Below are 14,689 nucleotides of genomic sequence, written 5' to 3'. Positions count from 1 at the left end.
CCCATCATGTGCGCTAATAGAAAATGATTAAAATAAAACAATTGAAACAGCAAAACGAAATAAAGAGACTATTTAAACTATACCTGGAGGGCGAAACAAATGCCCGGCAGGAAGAATTGTTGTTTCGCCAATTAAATGAGGGCGGGGATAAAGATCCTATCCTTTTTGAGGAAATGAAAGACAGCTGGGAAAATGAGCCCTCGTCGCCCGATAATTCCCAGGAGGCTGAGGAAAGCTTTGATCAGATCTGGCTGAAGGTAGAAAAGAAAAGCCATAAGCGCTTGCAGCGGGTTCAAGTGATGAAATATGCAGCTTCAATACTACTGTTACTCTCCACAGGCCTGGGTTGGTATGCCTATCAGAAAAAGGAAAGTATAAAAACCGTTCAGCTGATCAGCAAAATAACCAGGGCGGGCGAAAAACTCAAACTAATTTTGCCCGACAGCTCGGTGGTGTACCTGGCTGGCAATAGCAAGCTAAATTGGCCCTCGCATTTTACAAAAGGAAATACCCGCAATATTTACCTTGAAGGGGAAGCTTTTTTTGAAGTAAAACATGATACCACTAGCCCCTTTATTGTACAAACCGCAAATTTACGCACTCGAGTTGTGGGGACTTCATTTAATGTATACGCTTATCCGGACGACAAACTAGCTACCGTAACTGTAAAAACAGGAAAAGTAGCCGTAGCCGAAAATGTAAAAGGCAAAGTTAAGCGCCTTTCTTTTTTAACCCCCGGGATGAAACTTATTTATCAGCAAAACAACGGAAAATATGCAGTAAGCAGCAGCACCAATGTCAATGAAGCCAACAGCTGGACCCTGAACCGCTTTGTTTTCCGCGATGAAAGCCTGAAGGGAGTGCTTGCTGGACTTGAACGGTATTACAATGTCAACTTCATACAAAAAGGCAAACACTTTGATCACTACAAGTTTAGTGTCACCTTCTCCAATAAAAATATAAAAGATGTGATGGAGCAGTTGCACATCATGAGCGGCAATAAGCTTAGGTATAAAATAACGAACAACAACACCGTAATTACTGTATGGGAGGAGGCCGCCAAATGATAAGATAGCTATTCTATAACCTACCTATAAAAAAATGAAGAACCGCTCTGCGCGAACAGAACGGTTCATAACAAATGTTTTTAACTCTTGAAAAATTAAAAAACCAATTGAACTGATGAATATAAGGCTTTACACTTATATAAAAGAATATTTGCGCCATTTGCTAGCCATAATGCTGTATTGTAGTACCATGGGAGTGGCTATGGCTACTTTCCCAAACCAGCAGGCCGCGGCACAGCAAATCACACTAAAACTACAGTCGGCCAGCATACACGTCGGGCTGTCAGCACTCGAAAAAAAGTCGGGATGTATCATCAATTACAACAAGCCTATTTTTAAGGAAGGCCAACAGGTGAGCATCGATGTAAAAGATATGGGACTGGAGCAGGTGCTGACAAAAATACTGAACGGTACCAGGGTGGCCTTCAGGTTTACCGATCAGCGTACGGTTTTGCTGTACAAACTGCCCGATCCGGTTAAGCCAGGGAAAATAAGCGGGAAAATAGTAGATGAAAAAGGCGAAAGTCTGCCTGGGGCATCTGTTAAAATCCAGGAAACAGGGCAGGGGGTACAAACCGGCGTGGATGGCAGTTTCATCCTGAACGCGGAGCCCGGTACCTATACGGTCATGATCAGCTATATCTCTTACCAAACCCAGCGCATTACCGGCGTAATAGTTACTGAAGGAAGGAATACAGCGCTTAATATTTCACTGAAACCTGATACCAAAGGCCTCAAAGAGGTCATCGTTACTGCAGGTTACAAAAAAGCAACTGCTGAAGGACTACTCGCCCGCCAGAAAAATGCGTCCGAGATCAGCAATGGCATCAGCGCTGAGCAAATTGGTCGTACCCCAGATAAAAATATAGGTGAGAGCTTAAAGCGAATCGCCGGGGTAAGCACCATGGACAATAAGTTCGTATTGGTGCGGGGTATCGGCGAACGTTACAATTCAGCCATGCTGGATGGCGTAGTCCTGCCCAGTACCGAAGCCCAAAGCCGCAATTTCTCTTTCGACCTCATCCCTGCGAATTTGGTCGATAACGTGGTGGTCAGTAAAACTGTTACACCCGATATGAACGCCAGCTTTGGCGGCGGACTCATCCAGATCAATACCAAAGATATTCCCAACGAAGATTTTACGAGCTTTACAGCTGGCGTATCTTATAACGACCAGACAACAGGGAAGGATTTTTTAAGTCATAAAAGAGGCAAATACGATTACTTTGGTTTCGACGATGGCCGAAGGAAATTTCCAAAAAATCTGGTCGGTATTGAAGGGGCTAGCAGGGAAGTGATTGATGCGCAGAGCAAAAGCTTTACGAACGATAATTTTACGGTTTATAAGTACCGGGCTGCACCCTCACAAAATTACCAGTTCAGTATGGGGCGTTTGCTTACCGTGGATACTACAAAGGGCAGTAAGTTCGGTTTTACTGGATCGGTCAGCTACCGCAATACACAAAATATCAATGTGATTGGCGATCAGCGCCGCAACATCTGGGATGAAAATTCAACCAATAATACAGGAAAATCTTACGGCTTTAATACAACCTGGGGTGCGCTACTCAATGCAGGTCTGCAATTGGGTAAACACAGGTTCAGTTTTCGCAATACTTATACCCACCTGTACAACAATAATATGACAAGGATTGTCGGCTTTACCAGTGATCAAGATCAGATCAGCAGTAAAACTGGCATTCCAACCTATATACAGGAAGTAGAAGAACCAGTTTATACCGACCTACTACAGAATAAACTGAGTGGGCAGCATCAACTGGGCAAGGTTAAAATAGAATGGGACTTTGCACGGACTTCCGTTAAACGGGAAGATAAAGATCTGGGGATTGCCGGACAAAACCTGAAGCAACTAGGTGGGGGTAGTGCTTACTTTTATGCTTTCAGTAGTACTACAGAACCTCGCATCGAACCTACTTCCCGGCATTATTATCACAATAAGGAGGGCCATTATTCCTGGGATATTGCTTCGACCCTGCCTTTTATTATTGGCACCGTAAGGAGCACAGTAAAAACAGGTTATTTTGGAAACCAGAAAAAGGCCGATTTTAAATGGCAAATTGCCCCGCTTACAGCCAACCTTGCTACCATGCCCGAAGAACTGGGCTATCTGCCGATCGGAGAAATGATTAAGCCTGAAAACATGGGCATCAATGGTTTCCAGTATGGCATATCGCCGTGGTTCCTCGACTTTTATGAAGGTAAGAGCCAAAACCACGCAGGTTTTGTAATGCTCGATAATAGGCTGATGGATAAATTGCGTCTGGTATGGGGGCTAAGAGGAGAGTATTATAAATATACCGAGATCAAAAATGCCACTAGTATAAAAGGAGAATCAATATTTAGCCTTAAACCCGATCCGCGCTGGCAATGGCTGCCCTCCGCAAATTTAACGTATAGCCCGCTTTCATCTCTCAATATCCGCACGGCATGGTCCAGCAATGTGGTGCGGCCAGAACTGATGGACAATAGCCAGTTTTTTAGGTATAGCCCTTATTTAGGCGGCCAGTTTGGTAACGAAGGTCTATACAGTACCCGTATCAACAGCTTGGATTTTAAAACAGAATGGTTTCCGGGGCTGGGCGAAATCTTATCAATAGGTGGTTTTTATAAAAAGTTTGATAAACCTGCTGAGTTGGTCATTAATGAGCATGCTGGTGGTAGCCTAAGCTATAACCTAAAAAGTTCGGAATGGGCAAAGGTATACGGGCTGGAACTGGAACTCCGTAAAAGTTTCTTAAAGAATTTTATGATTTATGGCAATTTAACATTACAAAAAACTGAGGTAAATAGCATTTATCTGATTACTAGTTCAGTTCCCGACGAACCGGATACAGAGGCCTTCAGCAAACAGAACCGCCCTATGTACGGACAGTCGCCCTACCAGATTAATGCAGGTCTCCAATACAACGATGATCATTTTGGGTTTAATATTGCTTACAACAAATCGGGCTATAAAACCTATATCGTATCCGAAGATCCTGGACTCATTGAATATGAAAGACCCCGCGAACAGTTGGACGCGCAGGTCAGCTACCGGTTTTTGAAGAAAAGGTTCGAAGTAAAAATCAATGCAGGAAACCTCCTCAATAGCCCTTCAGTTTTTTATAACAATATGGGTAACTACGAGAAAAATCCTGATTACGTGGCCGGAGGACTGGATCTAAGCGAGGCGCAAATACTCAAGCCGGGCTTTACCAATAAATATGAAGCGGGCGACAGGATTACCTTCAGCCAGAAATTTGGCCGTACCTATAGCACCTCATTAAGTTACACATTTTAGCAGCATACATCATGAATGTAGATATAATGTTAAACACAATTTTAAAAAGAAAGGAGGAAACCGAAAGAATGGTTTCCTGAACCGCCGGAAATAAAAAAAACGAAGGGCAGTTTGAAGCAGGCCCCTCGTTTTATAAACCGATACTTACTCACCGGTAATCAGGAATAAACCCGAATGTTATTAAAATCCCTCTGTTCAGCTGCCAAGAGGCAGAAACAGAATCCTTTGCGTCAAAGTTTAACTGGCTGCGAAGATAGAAAAAATATGATACACCGCTATCATGAGATTCAAAATAATGTTTAACACGGTGGGGCAAAAAACAAAACAGATCCCGCCAAAACTCATAAAATCATGCTTAAAAAAGCAATTTCCCTAAAACTAAATTCAACTACAGGAACAGCATTAACGCTATTGGCAGCTTTAGCAGTATCCTTAACGTCATGTAAAAAAAATGAAGGTGACAGCGCATCACCATTTGGTAACCGCAGTACTTCTGCCGTTTCCTATGCAACAGCGGCAACCTATCCGGTAAAAACCATTACTGCTACTGATCTTGATAACGGTGGAACAGTTGTGTTCGACAGGGATACAGTTTATGAGGTGAGCGGAGTAGTATATGTAACCAACAATACTACTTTAGAGATCCAGTCTGGTACTTACATTAAATCTTCAGTAAATACCCCTAATGTACAGAATGGTGTACTGGTTGTTTCAAAAGACGGTACAATTAATGCAGCAGGCGAGTCATGCAATCCTATTGTGTTTACCAGCCGTTACCTGTTAGATGGCAATCCTGCTACTGCAGCTGCTCCTGGCGATTTTGGTGGTATCATTCTTTTAGGTGAATCAACAGTGAACACGGCTACAGGAAGCTCAAATATCGAAGGCTTAACAGCTTCAGCATTAACAGCATTTGGTGGCAATACGCCTGCTGATAACAGCGGTGTATTTAAAAATGTGCGCATTGAATATGCAGGTTATAAACTGGCCGATGGCATCGAAGTAAATGGTTTAACCCTTGGCGGTGTTGGTTCATTAACTGAAATCAACAATGTTGAAGTGTCATGGGGACTGGATGATGGTTTCGAGTTCTTTGGTGGAACTGTAAGCACTTCTGATTTGCTTGCCTTCTCTAATGATGATGATCAGTTTGATTTCGATTTAGGTTATATCGGTACACTTTTAAATTCTACCGCTATTGCGAACAAAGTTTCTTCACACAGTGCAAGCAGTGGTAACAGTGACTCAAATGGTGCTGAGATTGACAACAACCCAACTAACTTTGCAGCATTTCCGGTTACGCACCCTACTTTTGATAATGTAAGGATCATAGGTGCGCTGAATACATCAGGTGTAACTGCTCCAGGTTTCAAAAACGGTATCACTGTGCGTCGTGGTGGCGAACTAGAGTTGTATGGATCAATTGTAACAGGCTATAATATCGGTCTTAGAATTGATGGAAATGCTACTCCTGCAAATACAATTGTAGGTAGTACTTCTCTACATGGTTTCACACTTGCATATGATCCGAATACATTTACTGACGCTGGCGGAAATACTTACAACAACGGTGCAACAGCATTTGCATACGGTATTACTCAGCCTTTCTGGAACGAATCAGCCTTCAATGCCGATCTAAACTATTGCTGGGCAAAATTTGACTACTAGTCTTTAAAGATTAAAATCAAATTAAGCTATAATGAACAGGGTGCAGATTATCCATCTGCATCTTGTTTTTAAAAAATAAATAAATACAAATTATGAAATTAAATAATTACCTGTTTTTATTGATTATCGGCTTCACAATGCTGGCAGCTGCCTGTAAAAAAGGAGAACCACTTCAAAAAGAACCTGTCAAGGTTGTGAAGGTTAGCATTACCGGAAGTACTACAGTGCCATTGGAATTTATTTATAAAGACAGCATCATTGCCTCAGTTGATCTGGCTAGCCGCGAAAATTTTATAAGGGAAGTTCTGCTACCGGTAAGCAATCAAAGTTCTGAAATCAGCATCAGGGAAGCAGGAACCACAAATGTAATTGACTCCCACACAGTCCCTTCATCTCCTTTTAAACAGAATCTTAGTGTTTATTATGATGGTAGCCAAACCTATGAAAAGAGTATAACCTACCAGTTAAAAGGTTTTGCAATGGCTGGCGAACTGGAATTTCTGGTGGACGAAAAACTGGTGCACACCGGAACACTGAAAATTGAGAAAAATCTGACCATCTATGTCAATGAAAATAAGGAACGTCAGTTTACCGTCCGCAAAAAAGGAGAAACTACCAATCTACTTACCAAAACCGTCACTTCATCCCCATCAACTGGGCAGTCCCTCAAATTTTTCTTTGATGGTACTCGCCTGGTCGATAACATTGAGATTAAGCCTCCGGCTAACCCCGAAAATATGTCTGTTACCGCCCAGTTTGCCACAACATTTACTATTGCCAGCGCCGGAGCCCTTTTTAAAGGAGGAGACGTGGATGCAGTATTTTATATACGGAATTCCGCTGGGGTGGTTACTGTTCCTAGCCCCGAAATCAGGATCAAAATGCCTGCGAGTGGTGCTTTTGTAACCTTTGAGCTGCCACCATTGCCCAACAGTACCTCATTTTATACTTATGATATCTGCGAAGTTGGTAGTGATGCGCTACCATATACTGATTTTCTTGTAGCCAATATCTTTCCTCCTAAACTGAATAAAGGCAAACTCGGGGAAATTAAATTCGGCAGCAGCTATTTTGAAGCAGGTGCGGCTAAACTCATCCTGATGCAGGATATGATGGCACTTAAGTCATCTCCGGCAGCCGAAAAGGGTCGCTACTTTTTTGGAAAAATTTTAGACCTTTCCCAATATTTTCAATAGCCCACAATACTTTTAACAGCCCAACAAAAAACAGCATTGGAACTTTCGATGCTGTTTTGACTCGGGTGCTTTATCCGTTAAAGGTAATATTTTACTACCCTCAACATATGTCCATATTTTTAAAATATGGACGAATAATGAATTTCCAGCAAGTAATATCAGATGAGTAACAAAATGGACGATTTGTATGTTATATTAGTAATATGCTCGAACATTTATCTAAAAGATATCATACTATTCTTCTCACCGAAGCAGGTTTGTTCAACCGGGCAAGGATTTCCATATTACTGCAATTGCTTACGGCTTTTGCAGTACTAAGTGTTTTTTTGTTCATCTTATATTTTTTTCAGGAACGTAATATTCTGCTTTACCGAATCAGCTTACTCATGGTTCTTTTCTTTGCGGGATTAATGATGCTATTTTTAAATGTATCATGGAGAATAGTTGGACACTACTTCATGTTTTGTCTGACTTGTTTCATCTGGTCTAATTTGTTGATATTGAAAAATGGGTTCAATATCGTTACGGTACAATATGTATTGATGATTGTTTCTGGCGGTTACTATATCCTAGGTCTCAGATGGGGCTGGGTGTACTCACTGATAAATACAGTGCCGATAGTGGTACTATTTTCTCTGGAACAGTTTTACGGCATCTCGATTACTTTAGGCATGGTGGGTGTAAATATCTACGCGTATAATATCTCTATTATATTTAATTTTCTATTGCTGATTTTTATTCACTTTTATTTTTTCAGAGCTTTTAAAAGGACTAGCAAAAAGGAAAGAAAATTAACGGCAAATCTGGAACGATCGCTCCGCTCAGCCAGAATAGTTGCTGAGGAAAAAACCAATTTTCTCTCCACGATGGCGCATGAATTGAGAACCCCTTTGAATGCCGTAATCGGTATCACCAATGTGTTAATGGAAAATGATCCCAAGCCTCAACAAAAGGAAGATCTGGAGATTCTGCATTTTTCTGCCGAGAACTTAATGGCAACAATAGATGACATTCTGAGCTTCAATCGTTTGGATTTGGGAATTGAAAAGCTGGAATTAACCACATTCGGGCTAGATACCCTATTGAACAATGTGTATGGGGCACTTAAACTAAAGTCTGATGCCAAGTCTATTGATTTTTTCCTTCAAGTGGATAAAGAAATTGTAGGTTTAAGTGTGCAGGGTGATCAAAATCGGTTGACCCAGATCTTGTTTAACATTGTGGGAAATGCGATTAAGTTTACACAGAAAGGCTTTGTTAAGATTATTGTAGGTGTTGAAAAGTCCGTTGACAATGTGCTTACCGTTGGGTTCGAAATCAGCGATTCTGGTATAGGAATTGCCGGAGACCAGGTGAATAATCTCTTTGATCCCTATTTTCGCGGGGAGAATGGTACAAACCGGCAATATTATGGGACTGGGCTGGGACTGAGCATTGCCAGTCGATTGGTGGAACTTCATGGTGGCAGATTAACGTTTAAAAGTAAAGAAGGTACTGGCACTACTTTTAGTTTTCAGCTGAATTTCACTAAAGTTGATCCAATGGTTGATGAGCTGAAGGAGGAAGTTCAAATACCTGCTGATGAAATTGCCCGGTTACAAATTTTGGTAGTAGACGATAGTCCGGTAAATGTAATGGTTTTTCAGAAAACTCTTTCTCGATGGAATCTGAAAGCGGATGTTGCGGAAAACGGACAGATAGGGCTGGATGCGGTAATGAAAAAAACGTATGATGTAATATTTATGGATATTAACATGCCAGTAATGGATGGCTTAGAGGCATCCCGGATGATTAGGGAAATTAATGATAAACAAAAAAAAGGAATTTATATTATTGCGTTAACCGCTTCTATTGATATTTCTTTTGATAAACGTTCTGAATTTGGATGTATGGATGACTTTATGCTCAAACCATTTTATCCAAAAGACCTGGAAGATAAGCTTCATCATGTGGCGAAGTTAAAAGCAAATCGAATGCTGTAATCCTGACGAAGGTGGCTCTATTATTGAGGATATTATGGACGTGAAGATTGAAACTTATATACCTACTGAACAACTCCGGCCATTCATAAAGGAATATGTTGTTATTGAAAGTAGTGCTAACCTTGTAAACCGGGTACTACCAGAAACTTCTCTTGCAATTGCTTTCCGCTTTAGCGGGCAAATTGATTATATCATAGAGGGTAGGAATAACAGTCTTCCAGCTTCTGTTATTTCAGGATTAAGAAAGTCGCCCAGGTTAATAAATTACTTGGCCGATACTGGGGCCATTGTTGTTAAATTTCAGGAAACCGGGGCGCATGCTTTTTTAAAGGAACCCCTAAATGAGTTGTTTGGTGAAAGTGTATCATTGGATAATTTTATCAAGCAGCAGACAATTGATAGGGTACAGGAGCAATTGGCCGAGGCGAAGAATAATATTCAGCGTATAGCACATATAGAACAACTGCTGCTTTCTGTCCTCAATTTCAGCCATAGCGATACGTTAATAACAGCAGCCGTTCAGAGGATTCATGCTTTAAAAGGGTTTATTGAAATTAAAGCACTAGCTGATGGATTATACATAAGTCTGGATGCTTTCGAGAAACGTTTCCGTAAAACAGTTGGTACCTCTCCAAAACAATTTGCATCAATTGTACGCATGAAAGCTGTGATTAAAAACATACAGCCAACACAAACTTTTACGGAGGTCGCTTTTGAAGCTGGTTTTTTCGACCAAGCGCATTTTAACAAGCAGTTTAAAGTTTTTACAGGCTTAGCTCCTGCAGATTTCTTTCGTTTATCCCCACGTTGGTAAAATCAATGATTTTTTACAATTTTTTAGTTTTTGAAGTGTCGATTTTTGGATAACATAAATTCATAACATGAAACTACAATTCAAAAAAGGCACTGTATTTTGTGCGCTATTGCTGTTCCATTCGCAATTGTTCGCGCAACAAACAACAAATCATCAATTTACTAACCAAAAAAAAGGGGCACAAATGGAAATCGTTTCAATTGAAATAGAGCACAAAGCAGCAATTCGTAATCTGTACGAAAACATCATGAACAATAGGAAATTCGAACTGCTTAAAGGTCTAATATCTGAAGAATATACAGGTATTTCTGGAAGGAAAGGACCTGCGGGATTTCAGGAACAGATTGAAGCTTTAGTTAAAGCTTTTCCAGACGCTAAATGGTATGCTGACGATATCATCTGCGAAGGAAATAAGGTGATTATCAGGCAGAAATTTCAGGGTACTCATTTAGGAGAATTTCAGCATATTTCAGCAACCGGCAAAAGAGTATCTAACACCGGCACCGGATTTTATACCTTTAAAGATGGTAAAATAATTAGCACTGAGATCCAAACTGACCGTTTAAGTTTCTTACAACAATTAGGTGTTATTCCAACCGATTTGAAATCTCTTTAACAAAGAAAGTGGGAATGATCTCCGACCACTCCCGTTTCATCTAAATTAACGCTCTCATATATAAAGACGTTGATTTAGGTTAAATATTGTACTAGCCAATAAAAAAATCTAAAAACCAAACCAGCCTTTCTTTTTTATCAGTTCTTCCGGTATCTCTAATTCTGCTGCTCTGGCTTCCTTTAAATGATGTTCTACTTTCTTTTCGTCCTGAAATCCCTTTTCATTTCTGTAAATCTTAGCGAGTTCTATATGTGCATTAGGATATCCAAGCGTCAATGAAAGTTCAAAGTATTTAATAGCCACTTCATTGTTTTTTTCAGTTCCTAAGCCTTTAGATGTTAAAATACCAAAGTTAAAGGCGGAAATCTCATTTCCTTCTTCAGCGCTTAACCGATAGCACTCCAGGGCCTTTTCATACTCCGCTTTTAAATCGTAGAGGTAGCCCAACCAGTTGTATTTGGGTTCGCCTAGCGCTGCGGCTGCCTGATAGTAGGCTAAAGCTTTTTCCGGATTAAAGGGTAGGAGTCCTTCCTCTGAGTAAATGTCTCCGAGATTGTTATTGGCCAGTGCCAGTTGTGCTTCAGCAGCTTTATTTAACCAATACAATGCCTTCTCCATATCCGCTTGACATCCAACACCATATTTATAACACATGCCCAATCCATTCATAGAGCCATCGTTACCTTTTACGGCGCTTTTGTTAAACCAAAAGAAGGCTTTATCATCATCTTTAAAACCATTAACAGTATAGTAAGTATGTGCCAGATTATTCATGGAAGGGGCATGACCTTTTTCTGCTGCGATGGTGTAATAATAAATGGCTTTACCATAGTCCTCAGTGTCAAACGCTTGTTCGCCATAGTCAAATAGGGTGTATGTCTCGCTCAGTTCATCCCTGATCTGTTGATCATCCATTTTTTTCCCTTTTCCATAGACCAAAAGCCTTTTCCTGGTTTCGTATTCGAAATAGTAAACGTAATCCTCGCCAGTATGTTTCAGTGCGACAGCTTTATTGGTTGGGCGAATAGCTATCTCGCTAACCGTATATACCTTGTCTTCCTTGAAAGCATAGGCAAAGCCATCTTCGGTGGGTTTCCGTACAACCAGATCAAATTCAAATCCGCTATCCAGCCGTGTTCCATCCTTTTTGTATATGGAATTGAATTTGGTCCCTTTATGAGGTTTAATTAATAGTAGCCCTTCGTGCAGGTTTTCTACAGCCTTAAGCGGGAATTCGCCCAGGTACTTAAAAAACTCATTGAAGATCTTTTGATTTTTCTGGCCAGCTACCTCAATATGGTAAAAGCCATAGGCTGCCTGGATCTCATTTTCATGTTCAACAGCAATAACAACTTTTCCGGAGGGATCGATGGTACCCCAAAGTTCAGCTATTCTTGCATTAAAATAGTTTCCCTCGTTAAGCGTGTTCAGGTCATCATAAATGAAGGGAACGACCTGACCGCCCTTTGTATTGATAAGTCCCTTTTTTTCCTCTGATACGACTACCGCGAAGCCAGAATATTCGAAGTCAAAAGCATCATCCCAGGTTAATGGAACTGTAATTCTTCCCGTGGTATCCACATAGCCATATTTACCGTTTTTTGAGACTACCGCCAGATCTTCCGGACCAAAACTATAAAATTCATCAAATTGAGGACTTAGTAATACACTACTATCTTTATCCTTAAGTCCCCAGAGCTCATTTTCTTCGAATATTTCATAGGGTAATTTTTCTTCCTCTGAGGAGTCGATACAAGTCCATCCATAATCATAGTCTTCATAATTTAGCAGGTCTGAGAAGGAGTTAAAGGCAGGACTGACATCTTTAAGCTCTTTATAGTTGAGTAGGCTAACGTCTCCTGAGTCCATAGCCATGGTAATTACCTGATTGTTATGTGCTATGGTTGCCAGCCAATCCTTTGCCTGCTCGGCATGAGGTTTGTCTTCCATATTTAGGACATCCCACATATCAAGATGGAAATAACTTCCATCAAGCTGATCCAGGTAGTTGAACAATTTGTCCTTGGCCTCTTTAAATTTTTCACTATTTTTAATTAGGTCAGGCTGGGCTTCCAGGAAATTATAAAACCGTTTCAGGTTTTCAAGGCCCGGTTTGGCATTATAATATAAACCGGAATCGTTAAATTCCACGTGATTGTTGTAGTTATTACCAGAAATAAAGCCGCTGTCGATTAATAAGGGCTGAAGCATTAGCGGCATTTCGTATCCCCATTCCATCATCATCGTATCGGCATTTTCTGCAACTGATGGGGTATTGATATTGTATAAGTAGGTGCGGTGTGACAATTCAGCTTAAATTAAAGGTTAAAAAAAACAACTCCATATTCTTAACCAATATCGTTACCGTATTGGTGTCAATTCATTACTGCCCGCCTTTTTATGAAGCAGGAAAGAAACCTGAATATCATCATCTTCAGTCTGGGCATGAATGGCAGAAAGGTAATCTTTATACATCTCGCTTGTCGGCTGTAATGCCAGCACTTTTCCACCTGCATACAGCACCATTTTAAAATCTTTTAAAGGTAAAATCTCCCTTTTTTCGCGGACTGTACCACTCATTTCGTCCCAGCGTTCCTTGGAATCTGCGGGAGTATCCCAGTAAAATGCTTTTGCCAGTTCCACTTCTTTATCATACATGAGTGATGCATAAGCATTCACATCTTTTTTGATCAGCACATTTCTGAAGTTGTTATAAACAGCAACCGCTTCTTTCAGTAATTTATCCTGATCCTCTTTACTCAAATCTTTGGAATTTCTCCAACCTTCTAACTGATAAGGAACTTCTGCATTAAAAGAACCTTTAAATTCAAAAACCTTTTGCCCGCTGCCCATAAATTTTTCTGTCCCCGGTTTATTGGAGGTACTGAATTCAAAAACCTGTTTATAGGTTTCTGTAGTGTTATTAGGGTTGTGATGAATCACTTTGATCTTAAATTTAGAAGCATCCACAAGTGTCGGCGACCAGCTTTGGTCTGAAAGCTGAGGCGGAAACAAGCGTATGATCATCTCCTGTTTTCCACTCGTTAATATATGATCATTAATCGGAATACGTTGCTCATTGGCACTACCTAATAACAAATAGCGGTGCAGGGGCATGTCATTGATTAAAATTTCATAACCACAGGCATCCTGACTAAATTCTACCTCATACAATGGAGTATAATCGTATCTCTTTACCTGCTTATAAATATCCAGCATTTTCTGATCCATTTTTACCTGACTTTTAATAGTTGTGCCTGRTRATTGTTTTTGCTGACAGGAAGCCAGGCTCGACAGTAATACTAAGCTTGATATAATTAGTGTCCTCATTTTTCAATTTTAATCCATCTGTGTTTTCCGTCAATAGGAATAGTAAAGGTAATTCTTTCCTGGTGTTAGGTACCGMGCTGGTTAGTTCTTAATTTTTCTGGATAAAAAACGTTGGTGGTTTTTCTTTAGATCTTCATTGAATTCCTTGTTGATGAACTCATCATTGATTTCACCATTGTCGCTTTTATATTGCCGGCCAATTTCTTTCTCTCCGGCCGCTGCGAGCTGGTTAAGCGTATTCGCAACAAAACTCCCGTTTTCTTTTTTTCTTGGAATTACGAAATTGGGCAGAGATTCCAGGTAAATGTTCCATTTTCCGTCCTCTTTGCTTGCATACATGACCTGAACATAATCCAATGCTGCCTGTGGATCCTTATCYTGGTTKAGTAACAACAAGTATCCTTTATCATTGCTGCTGTTTAGAAAAACCTGGTCATCGATTTTCCATTCACTGGTCCCGAGGAATTGAATGCCTTCAATACCCTCTACGAGCCATGAGGTTAGGATCTGGTGGGCAGCAACTTTTACTTCTTTTTGTGCTATCGTATCCATTGTAGTTGTTTCTTCAGAATTCATATTTTTGCAACTGCTGGCTATACCAAACAGTAACAAAATTGCCAGGCAGATTAAGATAATGTTTTTAGTCATATTATTGTGGTGAAATGTATCCTTGCTTATGCTGGTTAAACTTTCACAACAAATTTACCGCCAAATC

General features: G+C 40.4%; 10 protein-coding genes. 7 read left to right on the top strand and 3 right to left on the bottom strand.

Annotated features, from left to right (window positions below; translation table 11 throughout):
• Positions 1-23 precede the first annotated feature (23 nt).
• The 7 genes from EZ444_RS25715 (at position 24) to EZ444_RS25685 (ending at position 10,644) form a co-directional block, all read left to right on the top strand.
• Entirely contained in the window at positions 24-1,067 is a 1,044-nt protein-coding gene (locus EZ444_RS25715; RefSeq protein WP_131612782.1) for a FecR family protein, read from the top strand.
• A gap of 115 nt (positions 1,068-1,182) precedes the next feature.
• Positions 1,183-4,368, top strand: a complete 3,186-nt coding sequence (locus tag EZ444_RS25710; protein ID WP_131612781.1) for a TonB-dependent receptor — start codon at positions 1,183-1,185, stop codon at positions 4,366-4,368.
• A 351-nt stretch (positions 4,369-4,719) separates the two neighbouring features.
• On the top strand, positions 4,720-6,036 hold the full coding sequence (locus EZ444_RS25705) for an autotransporter outer membrane beta-barrel domain-containing protein (protein WP_131612780.1): 1,317 nt from the start codon (positions 4,720-4,722) through the stop codon (positions 6,034-6,036).
• A gap of 92 nt (positions 6,037-6,128) precedes the next feature.
• Positions 6,129-7,232: a hypothetical protein gene (locus tag EZ444_RS25700; RefSeq protein WP_131612779.1), complete on the top strand. Its 1,104-nt coding sequence runs from the start codon at positions 6,129-6,131 to the stop codon at positions 7,230-7,232.
• A 203-nt stretch (positions 7,233-7,435) separates the two neighbouring features.
• Entirely contained in the window at positions 7,436-9,214 is a 1,779-nt protein-coding gene (locus EZ444_RS25695) for a hybrid sensor histidine kinase/response regulator (RefSeq protein ID WP_131612778.1), read from the top strand.
• A 34-nt stretch (positions 9,215-9,248) separates the two neighbouring features.
• Positions 9,249-10,028 (top strand): helix-turn-helix domain-containing protein, encoded by a 780-nt coding sequence (locus EZ444_RS25690; RefSeq protein ID WP_225874855.1) that lies wholly within the window; start codon positions 9,249-9,251, stop codon positions 10,026-10,028.
• A gap of 67 nt (positions 10,029-10,095) precedes the next feature.
• Entirely contained in the window at positions 10,096-10,644 is a 549-nt protein-coding gene (locus tag EZ444_RS25685) for an ester cyclase (RefSeq protein WP_131612777.1), read from the top strand.
• A 108-nt stretch (positions 10,645-10,752) separates the two neighbouring features.
• Here the strand turns inward: EZ444_RS25685 and EZ444_RS25680 are convergent, their stop codons facing one another.
• The 3 genes from EZ444_RS25680 to EZ444_RS25670 all read right to left on the bottom strand — a co-directional run bounded on the left by EZ444_RS25680 (position 10,753) and on the right by EZ444_RS25670 (position 14,550).
• Complete coding sequence (locus tag EZ444_RS25680; RefSeq protein WP_131612776.1) at positions 10,753-12,951, bottom strand: SEL1-like repeat protein; 2,199 nt, start codon at positions 12,949-12,951, stop codon at positions 10,753-10,755.
• Between the two features lie 54 nt (positions 12,952-13,005).
• A complete protein-coding gene (locus tag EZ444_RS25675) occupies positions 13,006-13,875 on the bottom strand; it encodes a hypothetical protein (RefSeq protein ID WP_131612775.1) in 870 nt (289 codons plus the stop codon).
• A gap of 180 nt (positions 13,876-14,055) precedes the next feature.
• Entirely contained in the window at positions 14,056-14,550 is a 495-nt protein-coding gene (locus EZ444_RS25670) for a hypothetical protein (RefSeq protein WP_131612773.1), read from the bottom strand.
• Between the last annotated feature and the right edge of the window lie 139 nt (positions 14,551-14,689).

It is taken from the genome of Pedobacter hiemivivus, from assembly GCF_004331685.1.
Taxonomy (GTDB): Bacteria; Bacteroidota; Bacteroidia; order Sphingobacteriales; family Sphingobacteriaceae; genus Pedobacter; species Pedobacter hiemivivus.
This window is presented reverse-complemented; position numbering and strand designations above follow the sequence as displayed.